The following is a 22,813-nucleotide window of genomic DNA, read 5'->3' on the forward strand; positions in this document are numbered from 1 at the left end:
GGTGCGCTATCTGATAACTTTATTACTGAGCCTGTCGGTGCTAGTCACCGCAGGCTGTGGTTTTCGCCTTCAAGGAACGACGCAAATTCCTGATGAACTGAAAACATTACAGCTAAGTTCTAATGCACCTTATAGCGCTCTCACTAGAGCCGTTAGGGAGCAACTCAGACTGAATAACGTCACTATACTCGAAAACGGTAAACCTGATATCCCAATCTTAAAAATTACGGGTTCGTCAGAAACGACAGAAACGGTGTCGATATACCAAGATGGTAAAGCGGCTGAGAAGCAATTGACCTTTGTGCTCAATGCACAGGTGTTAATGCCTAATGGTTCTATTTACCCACTACAAAGCCAAGTGGAACGCACCTTCTTTGATAACCCATTGGAAGCACTTGCAAAAGATGCCGAAAATGAACTGGTTAAACAAGAAATGCGTGAACAAGCGGCACGTATACTAGTGCGTAAATTACTGATTGTTCATACTGCTGAGCTTGAAAAAGCAAATGCAGCGGCAGTTGTCCCTACTGTTGAGCAATAATGACCCGTATCTATCCCGAACAGCTGACTTCTCAGTTACAAGAGTCTCTGAGAAGTCGCTACCTAATATGGGGCAATGAGCCCCTATTAATCCAAGAAAGCCAAGACGCCATTCGAAAAATAGCGCAAACCCAAGGCTTTGAAGAACACTATACTTTTTCAATCGATGCAAATACTGATTGGGATGAAATCTTTAGTCTCTGTCAGGCATTAAGTCTTTTCGCTAACCGCCAATCACTCACTTTGATTTTGCCAGAAAACGGGCCAAATGCGGCAATGGCGGAAAAACTCACACAGCTATCAGGTTTGCTACACCCAGATATTTTGTTACTGCTGCGTGGGCACAAGCTGACTAAAGCACAAGAAAACAGTGCTTGGTTTAAAGCAATCAGTTCAGACAGTGTATATATCAGTTGTCTAACACCTGATTACCAACGTCTACCACAATGGGTTGCTAAACGCGCTCGTAGCATGAACTTGACGTTAGAAACAGAAGCGAATCAGCTACTGTGTTACTGTTACGAAGGAAACTTGTTGGGTCTAGCTCAGGCTCTTGAGCGACTATCACTACTTTACCCTGATGGTAAACTAACCCATCCAAGGGTTGAGTCAGCGGTAAATGATGCTGCGCATTTTACCCCTTATCATTGGGTTGATGCGATGTTGGCGGGGAAATCTCGTCGTGCATGGCATATTTTAGAACAGCTACGACATGAAGATACTGAAACAGTTATTCTACTGCGTTCAATTCAACGCGAATTAATGCTATTGCTAACTTTAAAACGCCAATCAGCAACCACATCATTAAAATCACTGTTTGATCAACACAAAGTTTGGCAAAACCGCCGACCACTTCTGACCGAAGCATTACAGCGTCTCAGCCTACATCAATTACAGTCAGCGTTACTCCTACTAACACAAGCGGAATTACACGCTAAACAAGATTTTAGCCACTCGGTATGGCCTGATTTGCAATCTCTATCTATGTTAATATGTACCAAATCCTTACCTGAGAGTTTTATTCATGACCTTTAAGCCCAAAGGACTTCAAGCGTTATTTGGTGGGACATTTGACCCAATACATTATGGCCATCTACGCCCAGTAGAAGCGCTAGCCAAACAAGTTGGCTTAGAAAAAGTCATTCTATTACCTAACCATGTTCCACCTCACAGGCCACAGCCTGAGGCGAGCCCAGCACAACGCTTAGAGATGGTACGTTTGGCTATTCAAGATAACCCTTTATTCACAATCGATACCCGAGAACTTGAACGAAACAGCCCTTCCTACACTATCGAAACATTAACGACATTACGTAAAGAAATGGGTTCAGAGCAGCCTTTAGCCTTTATTATTGGTCAAGACTCTCTACTTTCGATTAATACATGGCATGGGTGGGAGCAACTATTGAATAACTGCCATTTGCTAGTCTGTTCACGCCCGGGTTATGCGACTAATTTCAGTGATCCACAAATGCAAACATGGCTAGCCGAACACAAAACTGACGATCCCAACCAGCTTAGCTATACCCCGAGCGGTTATATATTTCTTGGTGATACACCACTAGTCGATATTTCAGCGACTGAGATCCGTAAAAACCTTAATTCAGGGCAATTAAATTCCAATCTTATACCACCAGCGGTAATGAGCTATATTCAACAACAACAGCTTTATCACAGCTGAAACAATGCTCTGACTTTTCTGCACTCAGGATAAGGCGACAAATAATATTGCTCACTAATATAGCTATCAGGATATTGAGTGAGCAATTGTAATATCATCGAAAGTGGATTATTGATCGATAAATACCCCAGCAAGTAATCGTTAATCAACCAACCCAAACGGGTCTTTTCATCTTTTGTCGCTTTATGTTTGAAGTAACCTTGAATATGTTGGATCGCATTGACGTGTAATTTACGTGTTGGTGTTTGGCTTAAAATTGCGAGTATTTTTTCTCGGTATTGTTCATAAAACTCACGTAAATCATAATGTTGACTAATACTAGCCACCATCTTACCCGTTGCTTGATAGCCTTGAGGTGAATAGGCCATTAATAAATATTTAAGCTTACTATGGAACGTAATAATACGATGGGAAGTTAAATCGTTAGCTAATACATCAAATCGGTTTTTGGTATACAACTGAATAAAGAAACGGTCTAAATGCTCAATATCTTGCCACTCACTCGTCGTGAGAAAGGGTGTATTAACATCAAATTTTTCTATTAACTGCTCTCGCAAACTGTCTTCACAAATCACGCCATCACACTCAAAGGCTAAACCCGTTATTTCTGGCTGTAAGATGAAATTTGTATGCTGTAAGGTCACTTGAACAATATCATCCATGGGATATTTCACATCCCCCACGATAGCAATATTGAATTGTGCACGTTCCATTATTTTTTACCTTAATTTATCGCTGATTAACACCTGTTATTAATTTTCTATCACTTTGTAAAGTTTGTACAAATTTCTTGCCCTAAGCGTCAGTTATTCATATAAATCTCTCACCTTGGGGAATATACTCGTCATACTTCAAGTTGCAGCGCTTTTGGTTAAGCTATAGTGAACTTCGCTCATTTGCACTAGTCACCTACTTATGTAGGCATGCAGCGACTCGCTGCACTTCGAATTATTTAGAGTATATAAAATAATTTAGCCGATTTTTCTAAAAATCTAGGGTAAAATGACCTAACCTTAATCGGTATATTACAAATTAGTGTTTAACGACGTTACACCCGCTACGCCTCAAAATATATTTGTTTTTTATTGGCTGGGTATAATTAGAATAAAGGTGAACCTTTTGCAAGGAACTGAACTCCAACAATTTATTGTCAATCAGCTTGATGACGCAAAAGCTGAAGATATCATTTCGATAGATGTTCATGGTAAGTCAAGTATTACTGACCAAATGATCATCTGTACAGGGACATCAAGCCGCCATTTAATGTCAGTTGCGGATCGCTTGATCGAAGCTTGCCGTAAAAATGGCTTATATCCACTCGGCGTTGAAGGCCAAGGGGTTTCAGATTGGATTGTGGTCGATCTTGGTGAAGCCATTGTCCATATCATGCAGGATGAAAGCCGTCGCATGTATGAACTCGAAAAACTCTGGAGCTGAGTTTGAAATTACAACTCATCGCCGTGGGAACAAAAATGCCGGACTGGGTTCAGACCGGCTTTATGGATTACCTTCACCGCTTCCCTAAAGATATGCCGTTTGAACTGATTGAAGTTCCGGCAGGGAAGCGAGGAAAAAATGCAGATATAAAGCGCATTCTCGAAAAAGAAGGCGAGTTAATGCTGGCTGCGGTTGGCAAAGGCAATCGTATCGTCACATTGGATATACCCGGTGAGCGGTGGGATACCCCCAAGCTTGCCAACCAACTTGAAAGCTGGAAACAAGATGGTCGCAACGTCAGCCTACTGATAGGTGGCCCTGAAGGGCTAGCCCCTGCTTGTAAAGAGGCTGCCATGCAGAGTTGGTCTCTATCGCCATTGACACTGCCCCACCCTCTAGTAAGAGTGCTGGTTGCTGAAAGTCTTTATCGAGCGTGGAGTATTACGACTAACCACCCTTATCATAGGGAATAGTCAGTTTTTAATATGTACAACATGGCAGTGGGATGAAAAATCAACGCACCCCTTTTCGCGACCATACAGCTGAATCAATGTTATTTATACGCCGAGCACTTATTGCGTTTGGCGTTATCATATTGCTATCAGCGCTTCTTGTAACGAACCTTTATCACTTACAAGTTGTTCGCCATGAAGATTATCAAACCCGATCAAATGATAATCGCATTAAACTGGTGCCAATTCCTCCTAGTCGTGGAATTATTTATGATCGTAATGGGACTCAGCTGGCATTAAACAAAACCTTTTATCAGCTGGAAATCGTTCCCGAAAAAGTTGAAAACCTGCAAGACACCCTTGAGAAATTACGCGATGTCATTGGATTAACTGATGAAGACATTGCTAATTTTGAAAAAGAGCGTAAACGCTCACGCCGCTTTACTTCTATTCCCTTAAAAACCCAGCTAAATGAAGTTCAGGTTGCTCGTTTTGCAGTAAACCAATACCGCTTCCCAGGCCTTGAGGTCAAAAGCTATCAGCGCCGTTCATACCCTTATGGTTCTGCATTGACCCATGTTATTGGTTACGTCGCTAAAATTAATGATAAAGATGTTGAGCGCCTTGATAAAGAAGGAATACTCCCTAACTACGCAGCCAGTCATGATATAGGTAAGTTAGGTATCGAACGCTATTATGAAGATGTCTTACATGGTAAGACCGGTTATGAAGAGGTCGAAGTCAACAGTCGTGGTCGAGTGATCCGTCAGCTACATGAGCAGCCGCCGCAAGCAGGTCGAGATATCTATCTGACGATTGATCTTGAACTACAAACCTATATTGAAAAATTACTGACCACCAGCCGAGCTGCTGTCGTGGTAACCGATCCTCGTAATGGTGAAATTTTAGCTCTGGTTTCAAACCCAAGTTATGACTCGAATTTATTTGTTAACGGTATCTCGAATAAAGACTATCAAGCGTTATTGAATAACCCAGACCGGCCATTAATTAATCGAACCACTCAAGGTCTCTATCCGCCAGCTTCAACCGTAAAGCCTTTTATTTCAGTGGCCGCTTTAAGTGAAAAAGTGATCACGCCTGCAACAACAATCTTTGATCCCGGTTGGTGGCAACTACCCGGCTCTGAAAAACGCTACCGTGACTGGAAACGTTGGGGCCATGGCAAGTTAAATGTGCTTAAATCCATTATCGAATCCGCAGATACCTTCTTCTATCAAGTTGCCTATGATATGGGTATTGATAGGTTATCTGATTGGATGAGCAAATTCGGTTTTGGTGACTACACCGGTATTGATCTCGCTGAAGAACGTTCAGGTATTATGCCAACCCGTGAATGGAAACAAAAACGCTATAAGAAACCTTGGTACCAAGGGGATACTATCCCAGTCGGCATCGGTCAAGGCTATTGGACCGCCACACCAATTCAAATGTCAAAAGCCTTAATGACGTTAATCAATGATGGCCAAGTGAAAACACCACATTTACTGTATGGTACAAAATTAGGTAATGCTATGGTGCCTTATGAAGACAAAGGCACCAGCCAAATTGGTGATATCCATTCAGGATACTGGGAAATTGCCAAACAAGGTATGTATGGTGTCGCCAATGCACCAAACGGTACAGGGCGACGTAGTTTTATTGGTACACCTTATAAAGCCGCAGCGAAATCAGGAACAGCTCAGGTATTTAGTTATGAAACCTATAATGCAAGTAAACTTGCCGAGCATTTACGCGATCATAAATTAATGATTGCCTACGCCCCTTATGATAAACCTACCGTTGCGGTGGCCATTATTTTAGAAAATGGTGGGGTAGGGCCTGCTGTAGGTGATATTGTTAGGCAAATTTTTGATCATGTCCTGTTAGGTGACAATAGAACCCAAGTTAACAGTGTAGGGGCAAGTTCAGAGGAAGACCGATAACATTATGACAGACGATAAGAAAAAATTATCACTCTCAATGCGTCTGCACATTGATGTGCCTATGCTGCTCATTATATTAGCTTTATTGGCTTACAGTGCGTTCATTATGTGGAGTGCTAGCGGTCAAGATCCTGAAATGATGGAAAGAAAGTTAGGCCAGATCGCGACAGGTTTTATTGTCATGATCATTATGGCGCAGATCCCCCCTCGCCTGTATGAAAATCTTGCCCCTCATTTATATATTTTTTGCGTTATCTTACTGATTTTTGTTGATGTCTTTGGTCAAATTAGTAAAGGGGCACAACGCTGGCTTGATCTCGGTATTATTCGTTTTCAACCCTCTGAAATCGCTAAAATCGCCGTTCCTCTGATGGTGGCTCGTTTTATGAACCGTGACCTATGTCCTCCATCATTAAAGAACACCGCCATTGCACTGGTTTTAATTGTTGTCCCCACATTGTTAGTTGCCGCTCAGCCTGACTTAGGAACCTCCATTTTAGTGGCGACATCGGGTATTTTTGTGCTGTTTTTAGCCGGTATGAGCTGGCGATTAATTACTATTGCGGCCTCTGCCCTCGCCGCCTTTATACCTTTATTGTGGTTTTTCTTAATGCATGATTATCAGCGTACGCGAGTCATGATGTTACTCGATCCTGAAACTGATCCACTCGGCGCGGGTTATCATATTATTCAATCTAAAATTGCTATTGGCTCTGGCGGTTTAATGGGTAAAGGCTGGCTGCATGGCACACAATCGCAACTTGAATTCCTACCTGAGCGCCATACTGACTTTATTTTTGCCGTTTTATCTGAAGAGCTGGGGCTTATTGGCGTCTTAGTATTACTTGGCCTGTACTTACTACTGATCATGCGAGGCCTGTATATTGCCGCCAGTGCACAAAATACCTTTGGCCGTGTCATGGCGGGGGGATTGATGCTGATCCTGTTTGTTTATGTATTTGTGAATATTGGGATGGTGAGTGGTATATTGCCTGTGGTTGGCGTACCGCTCCCTCTCGTCAGTTATGGCGGTTCTGCGCTCATTGTGTTAATGGCTGGATTCGGTATTATCATGTCTATCCATACACACAGAAAATTTCTTTCCAAGAGTTTATAAAAGAGGCTTAGTATGCGTTTTCAATGGATTATGCTTGGCATTACTGCCGCGTTGCTCAGTGGCTGCGTCACTGAAGAGAATATCAAGCAGCCTACTAATGTACCGGCTGTACCTGCGCAAGATGTGCTTGGAGCAGAGCCTCATTATGAGCCATTACATCCTACAGCGAACGGTGACTATCAACGTAATGGCCAGCAGTATCAAATCGTGCGTGATCCTTCACAATTCTCTCAAGTTGGCTATGCCTCTATTTTTGGTTCTGAATCCGCTGGCAATATGACGGCGATTGGAGAGCGAGTTAACCCAATCGAGTTAACTGCTGCGCACCCTACACTGCCGATCCCAAGCTATATACGCGTGACTAACATGATGAATGGTCGCATGATGGTAGTTCGTGTGAATGATCGTGGCCCCTATACTCAAGGTAAAAGCATTGCAGTTTCACGCGCCGTTGCTGACCGCTTGAATTTGATGCCAACAACCAAGATCAAAATTGACGCCATTCAAGTTGCTCAAGATGGCTCACTGTCAGGTCCGGGGACCATTGGTTCGAATTTTGTTAAACAAAGCTATGCCCTTCCAGGTCGTCCTCAATTAGGTGCAGGCCCAATGGGTACGCCAGTTATGCAAAGTGCCCCTGCCCCTGAAAATTCATTACCCGTTCAACAGCCTAGCGCACCAATGGAGCCTGTTGTACCTGAAAGTAGTTTAAAGGCTCCTGAGCCTGAGCCAACGCAAGCAGCGCCATCAGCAGCAGTACCTGAAAGGGGCTATTTAGTTCAAGTGGGTGCAATTAGCAGTCAAAGTAATGCGAAAACGATGCTGGATAATTTAAAAAATAAATTTGGCGTTCCGGGCCGCTTACAGCCATACAATAATATTTATCGAGTCCAATTAGGGCCATTTACCGATAGGCAGCAAGCAGTTGATTTACAAGGTCGCATTCAATCTGAATTAAATCAATCTTCGATGGTTGTTGCACCGTGATAAAAACAGCAAATTTATGCTCTAAATAACCTAAGATGCAGTCCTCCTGCATCTTGAAGTATCACGAGTATAAAATATTGTAAAAAATTGGCGCATGCATTAATCAATGAATCGACTTTTGCTACACTGCGCCTTCTTGTGTTAACCGAATTCCGGATGTAACAATAAAAACATGAAAAATTTTGCCCCATCACGTGTTGTTCGCAATACCTTACTGGGTACTGCACTGCTTTTTACTATCAGTCATTTTGCACAAGCAAATGAGCCATTCCCTAACAGTCCAATCCCCGCAGTACCTGATATTGACGCTGAAGCTTATATTCTCATTGACTATAACTCAGGTAAAGTTTTGGCAGAGAAAAATGCGGATCAACGTCGTGATCCTGCGAGTTTAACAAAAATGATGACCAGCTATGTTATCGGTCAAGCCATCAAATCAGGTAAAATCGGCGCAAATGACATGGTTACGGTGAACGAAGACGCATGGGCAACAGGTAATCCTGTGTTTAAAGGTTCATCACTGATGTTCCTAAAACCGGGCGACCGAGTCAGCGTATCTCAGTTAACACGCGGTATTAACTTACAGTCAGGTAACGATGCTTGCGTTGCAATGGCCGACTATGTGGCAGGTGATCAAACCAATTTTGTTCAGCTAATGAATGGTTATGTGAGCAAACTTGGGTTACAAAATACCCATTTCCAAACTGTTCATGGGTTAGATGCTGATGGGCAATACAGTTCAGCCCGTGACATGGCATTAATTGGCCAAGCGCTGATCCGTGATGTTCCCGAAGAATATGCTATCTATAAAGAAAAAGAATTCACCTTTAATAATATTCGTCAAACTAATCGTAACGGATTATTGTGGGATAAAAGTTTATCTGTAGATGGAATTAAAACAGGTCACACAAGCGGTGCAGGATATAACCTAGTTGCCTCTGCAACTGAAGGCGATATGCGTCTGATCTCAGTGGTTATGGGTGGAAAAAGCATGAAAGGCCGTGATGCAGAAAGCAAAAAACTCCTCACTTATGGCTTCCGCTTTTATGAAACCGTCAAGCCATTACAAGCAGGGGTTGAATTCGCATCTGAACCCGTTTGGTTTGGTGATGAAAATAATGTTAAATTAGGGGTTACAGAAGATCTGTTTTTAACTATTCCCCGTGGCCGCTTAAAAGATTTAAAAGCAAGCTATGACGTGACCAATAAAGAGCTTGAAGCGCCACTGAAAAAAGGCCAAGCAATTGGTACCATTAACTTTCAACTGGATGGTAAAACCATTGAGCAGCATCCATTGGTGGTACTGAAAGATGTCGAAGAAGGTGGTTTCTTTAGCCGTTTAATCGACTATATTAAATTACTGTTCCATCGTTGGTTTGGTTAACCCTTGAATCGGATATGCACTGTCCCCATATAGTGTATATCCGAATGTTTAAAAGATGACGATATCTATTTAAACACTATTTTTGTTATTAGGAGCGCCCATGAAAACGAAATTAAATGAACTACTTGAGTTCCCATGCTCATTCACTTACAAAGTGATGGGAATTGCGGAACCAGAGCTGGTTGATGAAGTCGTTGAAGTGGTTCAACGTCATGCGCCGGGCGACTATTCTCCAGATGTGAAGCCAAGCAGCAAAGGCAATTACCACTCAGTTTCGATTACCATCAATGCAACACACATTGAACAAGTCGAAACCTTATATGAAGAACTTGGTGCATTAGAGCGCGTGAGAATGGTTCTATAATCCACTGAGTCATTAATATACAAGGCCGTACTCTTATCGAGTGCGGTTTTTTATTACCTATAATTGTCTTTCATTAAGGTGTCGCGACCATTAATCGCTCACACTAATCAGAGAGTTTCTATACGCCTAGCGATAACAATACATTCACTTGTCGCCTAGCCGCACCTTAAATAATTTCGCACAGATAATATTAAAAACACCACTCACCTAACATTTTAGTAACATAACAGAACTGGCAGTAACCCAGCTACGGCGTTATACTAGCAACACATTTTGAATGTGGATGTTAAAACATTGTCAGCACGAACTATTATTGTACGTCAATTAGGGCTAGCCCCCTATCAAACTGTTTCTGATGCAATGCATCAGTTCACCGAAAACCGTGATAAAGATACCTCGGATGAATTATGGCTGGTGGAGCACCCACGCGTATTCACACAAGGGCAAGCGGGTAAGGCAGAACATGTTCTTGCACCGGGTGATATCCCAGTGATCCAAAGTGATAGAGGTGGTCAAGTAACCTATCATGGGCCGGGTCAACAAGTGATGTATGTGATGCTCGATCTTAAACGCAATAAGCTTGGCGTGCGTGAGCTTGTTAGCGCCCTAGAGGACACCGTTGTTAAGACGCTTGCTCATTATCAGATTGAAGCATACCCACGCCCTGATGCACCGGGCGTCTATATAGAGGGCAATAAAGTGTGTTCACTCGGGTTACGGATCCGTAAAGGCTGTTCGTTTCATGGCCTTGCATTAAATATTAACATGGATCTCGAACCGTTTAATCGCATTAACCCTTGCGGCTATGCACAGTTGAAAATGACTCAGGTTCGTGATTTCATCCCTAAAGTGACGATTGAAGATGTTCAGCCTGTGCTAATTGAGCAGTTCTGTGACACACTTGGATTTCATATTGTTCAATAATGATGCTATAATTTTTTAACATTTTTCAAAAAAATTTTAATGGATTAGTAACCGCTCCGTTGCGCCAAATACAACACCCAACTAATCCGATCAACAACTGGAACCGGTATAGCTATGAGTAAACCAATTCAGATAGAACGCGGAATAAAATATCGTGACGCCGACAAAATGGCGCTGATCCCTGTTAAAAACGTCGTCACCGAACGTGAAGAAATTCTACGTAAACCTGACTGGATGAAAATTAGGTTACCAGCAGATTCAACCCGTATTCAGGGGATCAAAGCGGCTATGCGTAAAAATGGCCTGCATTCTGTTTGTGAAGAAGCCTCCTGCCCTAACCTATCCGAATGCTTTAACCATGGTACCGCGACCTTTATGATCCTCGGTGCGATCTGTACGCGCCGCTGCCCTTTCTGTGACGTTGCTCATGGTCGCCCAAATGCACCTGACGCTAACGAGCCAGTAAAATTAGCACAAACTATCAAGGATATGGCATTACGCTATGTCGTTATCACGTCTGTTGACCGTGATGACCTACGTGATGGTGGTGCTCAACATTTTGCAGATTGTATTAGTGCGATCCGTGAAAAAAATCAGACTATCAAAATTGAAACGTTGGTTCCCGATTTTAGAGGAAGAATGGATCGCGCGTTAGATATCTTAACCGCAACTCCACCTGATGTGTTTAACCATAACCTAGAAAACGTACCTCGTATTTATCGCCAAGTTCGCCCCGGAGCGAATTACGAATGGTCGCTAAAATTATTAGAAAGATTTAAAGAAGCACATCCAGATATTCCAACTAAATCGGGCTTAATGGTGGGTTTAGGTGAGACAAATGCAGAGATCATTGAAGTGATGCGTGATTTGCGCCGCCATGGGGTCACCATGCTCACATTGGGTCAATATCTACAGCCTAGCCGCCACCATCTACCGGTAAAACGTTATGTCAGTCCTGCCGAGTTTGACGAAATGAAAGAAGAAGCGCTGGCGATGGGCTTTACACATGCGGCTTGCGGTCCATTTGTTCGTTCTTCTTACCATGCTGACCTTCAAGCAAAAGGCGAAGAAGTTAAATAAGCTCCAACTAAGTTCGGCAAAGCCCCCTAAAAGGGGCTTTTTGCTATATAGTCGCGATTAAGGCTCATTAACAGAGAAGTGACTCTCTTAGCCCCCTATAAAATAAAACTCGCTCCAGATGGCTGGAGCGAGTTGAGAGGCTGTTCGTTTCTATTTGTTTAAATTACAGAGAGACAACGTTTACAGCAGATGGGCCTTTAGCACCTTCAGTGATTTCAAATTCAACTTTCTGACCTTCTGCTAGGGTTTTGAAACCTTCGCTCGCAATAGCAGAAAAGTGAACAAACACATCTTTGCTGCCATCTTCTGGAGTGATAAAACCGAAACCTTTAGACTCGTTGAACCACTTAACGTTACCTTTAACTTTAGACATCAAATTATTACCTTTAAAATAAAAATAGACACACCATCAGTGTCGAGCTCAGTACATCAGATATATAAGTTACTTGTCTACAACCTAGATCACGAAAATTGACAAAAAGCATAAAAAAATATTATTTATTGGGATAAATTGCTTATCGTACATGAATTATTCTTAATAATAGCGATTATTCCGAACAATAATACTAACATTAGATGATTATTTAGGTGATTGTTTTTCGTGTGCGAGTAGCCAGTCTTTTATGTCTAATCCACCAGTGTAGCCAACAAGTTTGCCATCATGACCTAAAACTCGATGACAAGGCACAATTAAAGAGATTGGGTTACGTGAATTTGCCATTCCCACAGCTCGACAATAGTTTACTGAACCTAATTTCAAAGCGAGATCTTTGTAGCTCCAACGTTCACCAAAAGGGATGCTGCACAAGTGTGCCCACACTTTTTTTTGGAACTCAGTACCATGAGGGTTTAATGGTACGGTGAACTCTTCGCGTTTATGATTAAAATATTCTTCTAGCTCTTTAGCACATAACTCAGAATGCTCATTCTTATGTTCTGGATGACTTTTTTGTTCAACAAAATAGATGCTCGTCACCCCCTCATCATCAGCCGTGATCTCAACCCACGGTTTTGGAAATTTCTCAGGTGAAGCCAAATATTGATGATACATAATATCCCCTTAAGAGCGTGCAATTATCTGATCGTATATACAGTTATAAACTGTATTATTTCTACTTGGCAATGATATTTTTTCTTAGTCTTGATAACAGAACCATTCACATGCTCAAAATTTAATTTCCCAACATAAATAACGACCTAGCCAATAATTAGAATAATTATCATTCAATATTTCAAAACCACTATATATTGTGTGGTTGAAAAAAATAGAATCTATATATAGTCTTTAAATACTAATCATCACACTACTGATAGTATTCAGTACAGGTATAGGTACTCAATATGGCCGTTATCACAATTTACAGTAAACCCAACTGTGTTCAATGCAATGCCACCTACCAAGCCCTAGAACGCAAAAATATTCCCTACCAAGTCGTTGATCTCACCGAAGACGATGACGCATTACAATTTGTACGCCAACTCGGCTACCAGCAAGTCCCCGTTGTTGTTGCTGATCAAGAGCATTGGTCTGGCTTTCGTCCTGACATGATCAGCCGCCTTTTGGCTTAAGAGGTTACTATGCAAACGGAGTCACTGGTCTATTTTTCAAGTCGTTCTGGTAACTGTCATCGCTTTATTGAAAAAGTGGGGCTTCCAGCAACACGTTTGCCGATAGGTGAGCAACAAAATAGCATTATTGCGACTAAGCCTTTCGTTCTACTACTGCCAACTTATGGTGGTGGCGGTTCCAAAGGCGCAGTACCAAAAGAAGTGATCCGTTTTCTTAACATCGAGTCGAACCGACAACTCATACGAGGTGTTATCGCCGCAGGTAACACCAATTTTGGAGATGCTTTCGCCATTGCTGGCGATATCATCGCCCATAAATGCCAAGTTCCCTATTTATATCGTTTTGAATTACTGGGTACGGAGCGTGATGTTCAACGTGTCCGTGACGGGCTAAACGCTTTTTGGCAACAAAAACATCATTAGAGCTAGTTCAATGGAAAAGACAAAAAATACCCCGCATGTTGACTACCATGCGCTAAATGCCATGCTGAACTTATACAATAGTGCAGGCGAAATCCAATTCGAAAAAGACAAAGAAGCCGCTCATCACTACTTTCGCCAACATGTGAATCAAAACACGGTTTTCTTTCACGACTTAAAAGAAAAACTCGATTTTTTAGTTAATGAAAACTACTACGAAGCACAAGTTCTTGAGCAATATGATTTTGCATTTATCAAAAAATTATTCAAACAAGCCTATGCTCATAAATTTCGTTTTCAAACTTTTTTAGGGGCGTTCAAATATTATACAAGTTATACGCTAAAAACATTTGATGGTAAACGCTATCTAGAGCGTTATGAAGATCGCGTATGTATGGTCGCGTTAACACTTGCACTAGGTAATCAATCACTTGCTAGCCATTTGGTTGAAGAAATAATTAGTGGCCGCTTTCAGCCTGCCACCCCTACCTTCTTAAATTGCGGTAAAAAACAACGGGGTGAATTAGTTTCCTGTTTCCTGCTGCGCATTGAAGATAATATGGAATCAATTGGTCGCTCGGTAAACTCCGCATTACAGCTATCTAAACGCGGCGGCGGTGTTGCTTTCATGATGACCAATCTGCGAGAACAGGGCGCCCCCATAAAATTTATTGAGAACCAATCTTCTGGTGTTGTTCCCGTCATGAAAATGCTAGAAGATGCCTTCTCCTATGCCAATCAGCTTGGTGCGCGGCAGGGAGCGGGGGCCGTGTATTTACACGCCCATCATCCAGATATTATGCGTTTTCTTGATACAAAACGAGAAAATGCAGATGAAAAAATCCGTATCAAAACACTCTCTTTAGGCGTTGTGATCCCAGATATCACGTTCCAACTCGCCAAAGAAAACAAAGAGATGTACCTATTTTCCCCTTATGATATCGAACGTGAATATGGCGTACCCATGTCAGAAATCAGTGTGACTGAAAAATATCATGAGATGGTCAACAACAAAGCGATCAAAAAATACAAAATCAACGCAAGGGAGTTCTTCCAAACTCTCGCTGAAATTCAATTTGAATCGGGCTATCCCTACATTTTATTCGAAGATACCGCCAATCGAGCTAACCCGATTGCAGGACGTATTAACATGAGTAACTTGTGCTCAGAGATCTTACAAGTTAACCAGCCTAGCCTGTATGAAGACGACTTAAGCTACCGAGAGATAGGGAAAGATATCAGTTGTAATTTAGGCTCCATGAATATAGCGAAAACCATGGATTCGCCTGATTTTGCTCAATCTATAGCAATTGCCGTCAGAGCACTAACCGCGGTCTCTGATATGAGTCATATACGTTCAGTGCCTTCAATTGAACAAGGTAATCATCAATCCCATGCCATTGGCCTTGGGCAGATGAACTTACATGGCTATCTAGCGAGGGAAAAAATCTACTATGGTTCAGAAGAAGCGCTCGATTTTACGAATATCTACTTTTATACCGTGGCTTATCACGCACTAAGAACGTCCAACCAATTAGCAATTGAGCGTAAAGCTGCATTTAAAGGCTTTGAACATTCAGAATATGCCAATGGTCGTTATTTTGATAAATATATCAACGAAAATTGGTTGCCAAAAACCCAAACCGTTCAGGAATTATTCCGACGTTCGGGCATCGAAATACCTACTCAAGCGGATTGGCAATCACTGAAACAATCAGTGATAGAGCATGGTATTTATAATCAAAACTTGCAGGCAATTCCGCCGACAGGGTCTATTTCCTATATTAATAATTCAACCTCAAGCATTCATCCAATTGTTTCTCGTATTGAGATCCGTAAAGAGGGGAAAATTGGTCGTGTTTACTATCCTGCACCTTTTATGACCAATGATAATCTTGAATATTATCAAGATGCTTATCAAATAGGACCTGAAAAAATCATTGATACCTACGCTGTTGCTACGCAACATGTCGATCAGGGGCTATCTCTTACACTGTTCTTTAAAGATGATGCAACAACTCGTGATATCAACCGAGCACAAATTTACGCATGGCGTAAAGGTATAAAAACCCTGTATTACATTCGCCTTCGCCAAACGGCACTTGAAGGCACTGAAGTTGATGGCTGTGTTTCATGTACGCTTTAAAAGGACAATGAGTATGACAAACCAAACAATATTAACCCCCGTTAAAGCGATCAATTGGAATCGTATTGAAGATGATAAAGATCTTGAAGTATGGAACCGATTAACCACTAATTTTTGGTTACCTGAAAAGATCCCATTATCAAATGATACACCGTCGTGGAATACACTAACCAAGGCAGAACAACAGCTAACTATTCGTGTTTTTACTGGGCTGACACTGCTTGATACGATCCAAAATACTGTTGGTGCGCCTTGTTTAATGGAAGATGCCCTCACCCCTCATGAAGAGGCAGTATTATCAAATATCAGCTTTATGGAAGCTGTGCATGCACGCTCCTATAGCTCTATTTTTTCAACGCTTTGCTCGACTAGCGATGTCGATGATGCTTATCGATGGAGTGAAGAAAATCATGCGTTACAAAATAAAGCAAAAATCATTCTATCCTATTATTGTGACACCCATCCATTAAAGAAAAAAATAGCGAGTGTCTTTTTAGAATCTTTTCTTTTCTACTCAGGTTTTTATTTACCTATGTATTGGTCTAGTAGAGGGAAATTAACTAACACAGCCGATCTAATACGCTTAATTATTCGCGATGAAGCGATCCACGGTTACTATATTGGCTATAAATTTCAAAAATCATTATTAAATTATGATGAAAATACTCAGGCAGAAATTAAAGACTTTGCCTTCGCATTACTTTTTGATTTATATGAAAACGAAGTGAAATATACCCAAGAATTATATGACTCCGTAGGTTGGACCGAAGATGTCAAAAAATTCCTTCATTACAATGCTAATAAAGCATTAATGAATTTAGGTTATGAGGCATTATTCCCAGATGTGGTGACTGATGTCAGTCCTGCAATATTATCGGCACTTTCACCCGATGCAAATGAAAACCATGATTTCTTTTCCGGCTCAGGTTCTTCTTATGTCATAGGGAAAGCAGTCAGTACAGAAGATGATGACTGGGATTTTTAATCAATCAATTTAATTAACTGGTTAGATATAAACCCACTAAATGAAAACCAACCTTTTAGTGGGTTTATTAATGAATAAAAGCGACTTAATCAGCGTATCTGCTTACAAGTTTTACTGTTAAATTGATTGTTTTTAACATATTCATCAGGCAAACAAACGCTAAACTTTTTATTTTACCATTAAAATAGATAAATCTTATTTATGTGAATGGATTTTTTTTGAATTTTATAGCAACTTTATCCTAAAATTTAGCTAACCGTTATAATCAGCACTCTTCTAGTTTTGTTAGTCGTGATAATTCAATATTCATTTTTGGAATAAATTCAGTTTCAACAAAACGTTAGTTCATTCAATAATATTATTTACTCATCAATATTGAAGTGGCTAAAAACACCTATCTTCAAAATAATTCATCGCTATTCACTCCATTTTTTTGATTAATAGTCCTTAACCAAGGGTTGTCAGCTCCATTTATTATGCTAGGTTATATTGCTTGTTTGTTTTTCTAATAATTTTAAATGGAGTTATTTAATTTAAATCATAATTAATTAAATTCACCGTAAACATAATAGGAATATCTACCCTGAACATTTTCAACCAATAGTCGAAGTGAGTATTCATGCCTATCAATAGGCGATATAGATAAATACTTGAATGATTTGCTAATTGAAATAACGGGTAATTATTATATGCCAATAAAATTAGAAGTTAAAAATTTATATAAAATTTTTGGGGAACACCCTGATCAAGCCTTTAAGCTTTTAGAATCAGGAATGAGTAAAGATGACATCTTTGAAAAAACAGGCCTAACTGTCGGTGTTCAAGATGCCAATCTGGCCATTGAAGAAGGCGAAATCTTTGTTGTTATGGGGCTATCAGGCTCAGGAAAATCAACGTTGGTACGCCTTCTCAATCGCCTGATAGAGCCCACCAGCGGCCAAGTGCTCATTGACGGGGAAGATATTTCGAATATCTCCGATAAGGCGCTACGCCAAGTCCGACGTACTAAAATTAGTATGGTGTTTCAATCCTTTGCGTTAATGCCACATATGAATGTGCTCGATAATACCGCCTTTGGCATGGAACTTTCTGGTATGTCCAAAGAGCAACGCCATGAAAAAGCCATGGATGCACTTCGCCAAGTCAATCTTGAAAAATGGGCTGCATCTTATCCCGATGAACTTTCAGGTGGTATGAGACAACGCATCGGCCTCGCCCGCGCATTGGCTAATGATCCTGATATTTTGTTAATGGATGAAGCATTTTCTGCTCTCGACCCCCTGATCCGCACTGAAATGCAAGATGAGCTATTATCGCTACAAGGTGAAAAGCAACGTACGATTGTCTTTATCTCACATGATCTCGATGAAGCGATGCGTATTGGTGATCGTATTGCCATCATGCAAGGTGGAGTTGTGGTACAAACTGGCACACCAGATGAAATACTTAATAACCCTGCCAATGATTACGTTAAAACCTTTTTCCGCGGTGTCGATATTAGCCAAGTCTTTAGTGCTAAAGATATCGCACGAAGAAGACCAGATGCATTACTGCATATAGCCCCAGGCTTTGGCCCTCGCTCGGCACTGAAAGTGCTGAATGATGAGGATCGTAGTCATGGTTACTTAATTTCTCGAGGACACACTTTTGCGGGGGTGGTATCTGTCGAATCCCTCGAAAAAGCCTTGCGTGATAAACAAGGTATTGAAGCTGCCGTTATATCTACTTTAGAGCCAATTCAAGGGGATACGCCACTTAACGAAGTTATTTCGACTATTGCACAAGCCCCCTGCGCGGTTCCTGTCATCAATGAAAAAAATCGCTATCTTGGCGTGATATCCAAAGGAATGTTGTTACAGGCACTGGATAAGGAGACACCAAATGAGCAATAACACAAGCGAACATAAGACTGAACAACAAGATCCGTGGGCAGATACTCAAACCGATGATGCACCACAACAAAACACCCCTGATACCGCAAGCGATCCTTGGGGTAGTGCGACGGATACCACAACACCGAGTGATGCCGGAAGTAGTGATTGGTTGAATGCCACGCCAACCGAAACAGTGACGCCTGAACATTTTAATATTATGGATCCCTTCCAGCACACGTTGATCCCGCTTGATTCATGGGTTACCCATGCAATTGATTGGATCGTACTGCATTTTCGCCCTATTTTTCAGGGGATCCGCGTACCTATTGATTTTATCCTTAGTGGATTTGAACAGTTTTTAACCTCTCTTCCATCACCTGTTGCTATTATTTTATTTGCATTAATTGCGTGGCAACTCGCTGGTCGAGTGATGGGCGTAGCAACTTTTGTTTCGATGATCATCATCGGTGCAATTGGCGCTTGGTCTGAGGCTATGGTGACACTCGCATTAGTACTGACAGCTCTACTATTCTGTTTGATAATAGGATTACCACTGGGAATATGGCTTGCACGCAGTGACAAAGCTGCTAGCGTCGTTAGGCCACTACTCGATGCCATGCAAACAACGCCTGCGTTTGTTTACTTAGTACCTATTGTAATGCTATTTGGGATTGGTAACGTGCCAGGGGTTGTCGTCACCATCATTTTTGCCTTACCGCCTATTATTCGATTAACCATTTTAGGTATTAAACAAGTCCCTGCTGATTTGATTGAGGCGGCTGAGTCATTCGGAGCTAGCCCGCGTCAATTGCTGTTCAAAGTGCAGCTACCATTAGCCATGCCAACCATTATGGCCGGCGTCAACCAGACCTTGATGCTAGCGCTTTCAATGGTGGTGATAGCATCCATGATCGCTGTTGGTGGTCTAGGACAAATGGTACTACGAGGTATAGGTCGCCTTGATATGGGATTAGCCTCTGTGGGTGGTGTCGGTATCGTGGTACTCGCCATTGTCCTTGACCGACTAACTCAATCTCTTGGGAAAAATACGCGCAGCAAAGTCGCTACGCGTTGGTATCAACAAGGCCCGATTGGCCTGATCACTCGCCCATTCTCTAAAAAATAAATTCATCCGATAGAGCCATTTATTGGCTCTTCGCTTGCCAAGGCAAGCCAAATGCGACAAATAGAGGTATCAATAATGAAAAAACCAATACTATTGGCAACTGCCCTGACAGCCTTACTTGCCGTTCCACTCGCTAATGCCGAAGATCTGCCAGGCAAAGGAGTCAAAGTCACTCCGGTACAAAGTACGATTAGCGAAGAAACCTTTCAAACCTTACTCGTCGCAAAAGCGCTTGAGAAACTAGGTTATGAAGTCGAACCCATCAAAGAAGTTGATTACAACGTCGCCTATGCATCAATTGCCAATGGCGATGCAACTTACTTAGCGGTTAGTTGGGTACCACTGCATGATGCACAATATAACGCAGCTGGGGGTGACAAAGCTTTTTATCGCCAAGGTAATTATGTCGTCAATGCGGCTCAAGGTTATCTGATTGATAAAAAAACCGCAGACAAATATAACATTACCAATGTTGAACAATTAAAAGATCCCAAAATTGCCAAATTGTTTGATACCAACGGTAATGGTAAGGCTGACCTCACTGGTTGTAACCCTGGTTGGGGATGCGAAGCCGCAATCAACAATCATCTCAAAGCTTATGATTTAGAAAAAACGGTTGAGCATAATCAAGGAAACTATGCGGCAATGATGGCAGATACCATCACACGCTATAAAGAAGGTAAACCAATACTTTATTATACGTGGACACCATATTGGATCAGTGATGTGCTAAAACCAGGTCGTGATGTTGTTTGGCTAGAAGTACCTTTCTCTTCAATGCCTAATGGTGAAAAAACCGATACAGCGTTACCTAATGGCAAAAACTATGGTTTCCCACCGAATACCATGCATATTGCAGCCAACAAAAAATGGGCAGCGGATAACCCTGCCGCAGCAAAATTGTTTGAAATCATGAAATTGCCAATTGCAGATATCAATGCTCAGAACTTGAGAATGCATAATGGTGAAGCATCACAAGCTGATATTCGCCGTCATACTGATGCATGGATCAAGGCGCATCAATCTACTTTTGATGGCTGGGTTGATGAAGCACGCAAAGCTGCTGAAAAATAAATTTATTTTCTTTATACCTAAAGCCACCCTAACCCGGTGGCTTTATTCATTAATTTCGATATTCATTATCAATAAAATCCCCCATCTTAATGATAAAAAAAGCCTATAATGACTGCCTAATCAATAATGAGTAGATAACACATGAATAAGGCACCACAAGCAGAATTAACGACAGGTCTAGTCGTTTTGATGGCTGTCGCAACAGGTTTAGTTGTTGCCAGTAACTACTATGCGCAACCCCTCCTTGAAACTATCGCCTCTCAATTTAATTTAACCACGAATATGGCAGGGTTTATTGTCACCGCAGCACAATTAGGTTATGCAGCGGGATTACTTTTTTTAGTCCCCCTTGGCGATATTTTTGAACGTAAGCGTCTTATTTTAACCATGACATCACTGTCTGCGATCGGTTTACTTATCACCGCATTATCAAACAATGTATGGCAAATTTTATTAGGCACAGCACTGACAGGATTATTCTCTGTTGTCGCACAAGTACTGATCCCAATGGCAGCCACTTTAGCCAAACCTAATCAAAGAGGAAAAGCTGTTGGTATCATTATGAGCGGGCTATTACTGGGGATTTTACTCGCTAGAACCGTCTCGGGCGCTGTTGCAATGGTAGGCGGATGGCGAGCCATCTATTGGGTTGCTTTTGGATTATTGTTCTTATTGATTATCGTGCTTGCCCTGAAGCTACCACGTTATCATCAAAAAACTAACCTCAATTATTTCCAACTTTTATTTTCAATTGTACGTTTGTTTTGTGGGACACCAACACTTGCGGTTCGAGCGTTACTTGGCGCGCTGGTTTTTGCCAACTTCGCCTTACTTTGGACTGCAATGGCATTCCTGCTTGCTACCCCACCTTTTAGTTATTCTGAAGGCACGATTGGCTTGTTTGGATTAGTGGGAGCGGCGGGTGCTCTAATGGCATCTCAAGCAGGTCACTTGGTTGATAAGGGTAAAGGTAAGCCAGTCACCACCATTGGTTTAATTTTATTATTACTTTCATGGGCACCAATCGGCTTTGCAAAAGAGTCACTGATTGCCTTCATTATTGGTGTATTAATACTTGATCTTGCTGTGCAAGCGGTACACGTTACTAACCAAAGCACCTTATATCGTATTTTACCTGAAGCCCGTAATCGCATAACCGCAGGTTATATGACCAGCTATTTTATAGGCGGAGCACTAGGCTCATTACTTTCGGGCTATGCTTACGAAAAAGCAGGATGGGAAGGTGTCGCTGCTTCTGGTGCCATTTTGTCTGTAGTTAGTCTGATTATTTGGGCAATTGGCATCCGCTTTGACCCCACCATATACTCATCAGATGAATAACAAATCTATTATTGAGAGTGGCTATTATTAGCCACCTTCAATTATTTAATATAAAAATCATCAGATAACGTAATATATTTCAACTTAGCCGCCCCCTAAAATGTCTAATTCCCCCTCATCCTCTGAGCATCAAATCACAATTTTTTCAAGATGGTTTAATTTTGTAATAGTTGCATAGGCAAAAGTCATCAAATGACACAGTTAAACAAACGATATGCCTTAACATAAAGTTACAATATCATTTACATGAGTTACTATTATAAGGTTACATAGTAAGCAGCGATTTAGCGCTGATGAGATTATACTCACTGAATAGATGAAAGCGTTACAAATACCCAAAAAGTGCAACTACTTAAGTAGTTATACATT

General features: G+C 41.4%; 23 protein-coding genes. 20 read left to right on the top strand and 3 right to left on the bottom strand.

Going from position 1 to position 22,813, the window contains the following annotated elements; translation table 11 throughout:
- Position 1: 1 nt before the first annotated feature.
- From lptE to nadD, 3 genes are read left to right on the top strand one after another with little or no spacing between them, the layout of a single operon-like run.
- On the top strand, positions 2 to 541 hold the full coding sequence (gene lptE, locus JI723_RS15440) for an LPS assembly lipoprotein LptE (RefSeq protein ID WP_070925067.1): 540 nt from the start codon (positions 2 to 4) through the stop codon (positions 539 to 541).
- Positions 541 to 1,575 carry a DNA polymerase III subunit delta gene (gene holA, locus JI723_RS15445; protein ID WP_070925068.1) on the top strand — a complete coding sequence of 345 codons (1,035 nt, stop codon included), beginning with the start codon at positions 541 to 543 and terminating at the stop codon, positions 1,573 to 1,575. Before lptE ends, holA begins: the two co-directional genes overlap by 1 nt.
- Positions 1,565 to 2,221, top strand: coding sequence for a nicotinate-nucleotide adenylyltransferase (nadD, locus tag JI723_RS15450; RefSeq protein ID WP_272581314.1), 657 nt, complete (start codon positions 1,565 to 1,567; stop codon positions 2,219 to 2,221). Before holA ends, nadD begins: the two co-directional genes overlap by 11 nt.
- On the opposite strand, the gene JI723_RS15455 is transcribed toward nadD, so the two are convergent.
- Positions 2,212 to 2,934 carry a YbgA family protein gene (locus JI723_RS15455; RefSeq protein WP_319068939.1) on the bottom strand — a complete coding sequence of 241 codons (723 nt, stop codon included), beginning with the start codon at positions 2,932 to 2,934 and terminating at the stop codon, positions 2,212 to 2,214. The two genes, nadD and JI723_RS15455, sit on opposite strands and share 10 nt — an antisense overlap.
- Before the next feature lie 397 nt (positions 2,935 to 3,331).
- Here JI723_RS15455 and rsfS point away from each other — a divergent pair, with 397 nt between their 5' ends.
- The 9 genes from rsfS (at position 3,332) to lipA (ending at position 11,909) form a co-directional block, all read left to right on the top strand.
- A complete protein-coding gene (gene rsfS / locus JI723_RS15460; protein ID WP_081335828.1) occupies positions 3,332 to 3,658 on the top strand; it encodes a ribosome silencing factor in 327 nt (108 codons plus the stop codon).
- 2 nt (positions 3,659 to 3,660) lie between these two features.
- A complete protein-coding gene (gene rlmH, locus JI723_RS15465) occupies positions 3,661 to 4,131 on the top strand; it encodes a 23S rRNA (pseudouridine(1915)-N(3))-methyltransferase RlmH (RefSeq protein ID WP_070925072.1) in 471 nt (156 codons plus the stop codon).
- A 32-nt stretch (positions 4,132 to 4,163) separates the two neighbouring features.
- Positions 4,164 to 6,053, top strand: coding sequence for a peptidoglycan DD-transpeptidase MrdA (mrdA, locus tag JI723_RS15470; protein ID WP_140186730.1), 1,890 nt, complete (start codon positions 4,164 to 4,166; stop codon positions 6,051 to 6,053).
- Positions 6,054 to 6,057: 4 nt separating this feature from the next.
- Positions 6,058 to 7,170 (top strand): peptidoglycan glycosyltransferase MrdB, encoded by a 1,113-nt coding sequence (gene mrdB / locus JI723_RS15475; RefSeq protein ID WP_070925073.1) that lies wholly within the window; start codon positions 6,058 to 6,060, stop codon positions 7,168 to 7,170.
- A gap of 12 nt (positions 7,171 to 7,182) precedes the next feature.
- Complete coding sequence (gene rlpA / locus JI723_RS15480) at positions 7,183 to 8,157, top strand: endolytic peptidoglycan transglycosylase RlpA (protein ID WP_070925074.1); 975 nt, start codon at positions 7,183 to 7,185, stop codon at positions 8,155 to 8,157.
- Between the two features lie 172 nt (positions 8,158 to 8,329).
- Positions 8,330 to 9,541, top strand: a complete 1,212-nt coding sequence (gene dacA, locus JI723_RS15485) for a D-alanyl-D-alanine carboxypeptidase DacA (RefSeq protein WP_070925075.1) — start codon at positions 8,330 to 8,332, stop codon at positions 9,539 to 9,541.
- 100 nt (positions 9,542 to 9,641) lie between these two features.
- Positions 9,642 to 9,905: a DUF493 family protein YbeD gene (ybeD, locus tag JI723_RS15490; RefSeq protein WP_070925076.1), complete on the top strand. Its 264-nt coding sequence runs from the start codon at positions 9,642 to 9,644 to the stop codon at positions 9,903 to 9,905.
- Positions 9,906 to 10,199: 294 nt separating this feature from the next.
- Complete coding sequence (lipB, locus tag JI723_RS15495) at positions 10,200 to 10,829, top strand: lipoyl(octanoyl) transferase LipB (RefSeq protein WP_306803500.1); 630 nt, start codon at positions 10,200 to 10,202, stop codon at positions 10,827 to 10,829.
- A gap of 114 nt (positions 10,830 to 10,943) precedes the next feature.
- The gene (lipA, locus tag JI723_RS15500; protein ID WP_140182797.1) at positions 10,944 to 11,909 is read left to right on the top strand and encodes a lipoyl synthase; all 966 of its coding nucleotides are present in this window, start codon (positions 10,944 to 10,946) and stop codon (positions 11,907 to 11,909) included.
- A gap of 163 nt (positions 11,910 to 12,072) precedes the next feature.
- Here lipA and cspE read toward each other — a convergent pair whose 3' ends face one another.
- Positions 12,073 to 12,282 carry a transcription antiterminator/RNA stability regulator CspE gene (gene cspE, locus JI723_RS15505; RefSeq protein ID WP_014657708.1) on the bottom strand — a complete coding sequence of 70 codons (210 nt, stop codon included), beginning with the start codon at positions 12,280 to 12,282 and terminating at the stop codon, positions 12,073 to 12,075.
- Between the two features lie 207 nt (positions 12,283 to 12,489).
- Positions 12,490 to 12,960, bottom strand: a complete 471-nt coding sequence (locus JI723_RS15510; RefSeq protein ID WP_070925078.1) for a methylated-DNA--[protein]-cysteine S-methyltransferase — start codon at positions 12,958 to 12,960, stop codon at positions 12,490 to 12,492.
- Between the two features lie 290 nt (positions 12,961 to 13,250).
- On the opposite strand from JI723_RS15510, the gene nrdH reads away from it, so the two are divergent.
- From nrdH to JI723_RS15550, 8 genes are all read left to right on the top strand, one after another.
- A complete protein-coding gene (gene nrdH, locus JI723_RS15515; protein WP_070925079.1) occupies positions 13,251 to 13,478 on the top strand; it encodes a glutaredoxin-like protein NrdH in 228 nt (75 codons plus the stop codon).
- A 9-nt stretch (positions 13,479 to 13,487) separates the two neighbouring features.
- Positions 13,488 to 13,901, top strand: a complete 414-nt coding sequence (nrdI, locus tag JI723_RS15520) for a class Ib ribonucleoside-diphosphate reductase assembly flavoprotein NrdI (RefSeq protein WP_140182798.1) — start codon at positions 13,488 to 13,490, stop codon at positions 13,899 to 13,901.
- 10 nt (positions 13,902 to 13,911) lie between these two features.
- The gene (nrdE, locus tag JI723_RS15525; RefSeq protein WP_140186816.1) at positions 13,912 to 16,044 is read left to right on the top strand and encodes a class 1b ribonucleoside-diphosphate reductase subunit alpha; all 2,133 of its coding nucleotides are present in this window, start codon (positions 13,912 to 13,914) and stop codon (positions 16,042 to 16,044) included.
- 13 nt (positions 16,045 to 16,057) lie between these two features.
- Positions 16,058 to 17,029 (top strand): class 1b ribonucleoside-diphosphate reductase subunit beta, encoded by a 972-nt coding sequence (gene nrdF, locus JI723_RS15530; RefSeq protein WP_140182800.1) that lies wholly within the window; start codon positions 16,058 to 16,060, stop codon positions 17,027 to 17,029.
- 689 nt (positions 17,030 to 17,718) lie between these two features.
- Positions 17,719 to 18,921, top strand: a complete 1,203-nt coding sequence (gene proV, locus JI723_RS15535) for a glycine betaine/L-proline ABC transporter ATP-binding protein ProV (RefSeq protein WP_070925082.1) — start codon at positions 17,719 to 17,721, stop codon at positions 18,919 to 18,921.
- Positions 18,911 to 20,029 (top strand): glycine betaine/L-proline ABC transporter permease ProW, encoded by a 1,119-nt coding sequence (gene proW, locus JI723_RS15540; protein WP_070925083.1) that lies wholly within the window; start codon positions 18,911 to 18,913, stop codon positions 20,027 to 20,029. The genes proV and proW overlap by 11 nt, the downstream gene beginning before the upstream one ends.
- 75 nt (positions 20,030 to 20,104) lie before the next feature.
- Positions 20,105 to 21,103 carry a glycine betaine/L-proline ABC transporter substrate-binding protein ProX gene (gene proX, locus JI723_RS15545; protein WP_070925084.1) on the top strand — a complete coding sequence of 333 codons (999 nt, stop codon included), beginning with the start codon at positions 20,105 to 20,107 and terminating at the stop codon, positions 21,101 to 21,103.
- Positions 21,104 to 21,244: 141 nt separating this feature from the next.
- On the top strand, positions 21,245 to 22,444 hold the full coding sequence (locus JI723_RS15550; RefSeq protein ID WP_337979548.1) for an MFS transporter: 1,200 nt from the start codon (positions 21,245 to 21,247) through the stop codon (positions 22,442 to 22,444).
- The last annotated feature ends 369 nt before the right edge of the window (positions 22,445 to 22,813 follow it).

The organism is Providencia manganoxydans (genome assembly GCF_016618195.1).
Classification (GTDB): domain Bacteria; phylum Pseudomonadota; class Gammaproteobacteria; order Enterobacterales; family Enterobacteriaceae; genus Providencia; species Providencia manganoxydans.

Excerpts from the sequence above, each read along its gene's own strand:
- holA (WP_070925068.1), top strand. The coding sequence starts at position 541 with ATGACCCGTATCTATCCCGAACAGCTGACTTCTCAGTTACAAGAGTCT.
- nadD (WP_272581314.1), top strand. The coding sequence starts at position 1,565 with ATGACCTTTAAGCCCAAAGGACTTCAAGCGTTATTTGGTGGGACATTT.
- JI723_RS15455 (WP_319068939.1), bottom strand. The coding sequence starts at position 2,934 with ATGGAACGTGCACAATTCAATATTGCTATCGTGGGGGATGTGAAATAT.
- mrdA (WP_140186730.1), top strand. The coding sequence starts at position 4,164 with ATGAAAAATCAACGCACCCCTTTTCGCGACCATACAGCTGAATCAATG.
- mrdB (WP_070925073.1), top strand. The coding sequence starts at position 6,058 with ATGACAGACGATAAGAAAAAATTATCACTCTCAATGCGTCTGCACATT.
- rlpA (WP_070925074.1), top strand. The coding sequence starts at position 7,183 with ATGCGTTTTCAATGGATTATGCTTGGCATTACTGCCGCGTTGCTCAGT.
- dacA (WP_070925075.1), top strand. The coding sequence starts at position 8,330 with ATGAAAAATTTTGCCCCATCACGTGTTGTTCGCAATACCTTACTGGGT.
- ybeD (WP_070925076.1), top strand. The coding sequence starts at position 9,642 with ATGAAAACGAAATTAAATGAACTACTTGAGTTCCCATGCTCATTCACT.
- lipA (WP_140182797.1), top strand. The coding sequence starts at position 10,944 with ATGAGTAAACCAATTCAGATAGAACGCGGAATAAAATATCGTGACGCC.
- cspE (WP_014657708.1), bottom strand. The coding sequence starts at position 12,282 with ATGTCTAAAGTTAAAGGTAACGTTAAGTGGTTCAACGAGTCTAAAGGT.
- JI723_RS15510 (WP_070925078.1), bottom strand. The coding sequence starts at position 12,960 with ATGTATCATCAATATTTGGCTTCACCTGAGAAATTTCCAAAACCGTGG.
- nrdH (WP_070925079.1), top strand. The coding sequence starts at position 13,251 with ATGGCCGTTATCACAATTTACAGTAAACCCAACTGTGTTCAATGCAAT.
- nrdI (WP_140182798.1), top strand. The coding sequence starts at position 13,488 with ATGCAAACGGAGTCACTGGTCTATTTTTCAAGTCGTTCTGGTAACTGT.
- nrdE (WP_140186816.1), top strand. The coding sequence starts at position 13,912 with ATGGAAAAGACAAAAAATACCCCGCATGTTGACTACCATGCGCTAAAT.
- nrdF (WP_140182800.1), top strand. The coding sequence starts at position 16,058 with ATGACAAACCAAACAATATTAACCCCCGTTAAAGCGATCAATTGGAAT.
- proV (WP_070925082.1), top strand. The coding sequence starts at position 17,719 with ATGCCAATAAAATTAGAAGTTAAAAATTTATATAAAATTTTTGGGGAA.
- proW (WP_070925083.1), top strand. The coding sequence starts at position 18,911 with ATGAGCAATAACACAAGCGAACATAAGACTGAACAACAAGATCCGTGG.
- proX (WP_070925084.1), top strand. The coding sequence starts at position 20,105 with ATGAAAAAACCAATACTATTGGCAACTGCCCTGACAGCCTTACTTGCC.
- JI723_RS15550 (WP_337979548.1), top strand. The coding sequence starts at position 21,245 with ATGAATAAGGCACCACAAGCAGAATTAACGACAGGTCTAGTCGTTTTG.